Below are 276 nucleotides of genomic sequence, written 5' to 3' on the forward strand. Positions count from 1 at the left end.
TCTATACATCTAATAAAAGTAAAGCCTTTTATCAAAGGCAAAAGCAAGCTCCTTTTAAGAAGTATCACGAAATTAGTCTTTCACCCCACCACTGGCTCCATTGCCAGACAGGCCACCGCGCTGTCAAAACGCTGTTTTGAATGGTGCATGAGTCTGACGATAATTTCCAAGGGTTCTGACATCAGCAACGTAGATGGGCACCTTTCAATCGAAGTGAGCGTAGAATTAAAAGCTGTTTGAAACCGATGATAATCGGGTGAGTTCTTTTAATTCAGT

1 protein-coding gene is annotated in these 276 nt (G+C 41.7%); it reads left to right on the top strand.

Annotation, left to right across the window (positions count from 1 at the left end):
• Window positions 1–240 (top strand): hypothetical protein (locus JIV24_RS22555; RefSeq protein ID WP_234445935.1); only part of this gene is annotated, 240 nt, incomplete at its 5' end.
• Between the last annotated feature and the right edge of the window lie 36 nt (window positions 241–276).

The organism is Carboxylicivirga marina (assembly GCF_016612505.1).
GTDB lineage: Bacteria > Bacteroidota > Bacteroidia > Bacteroidales > Marinilabiliaceae > Carboxylicivirga > Carboxylicivirga marina.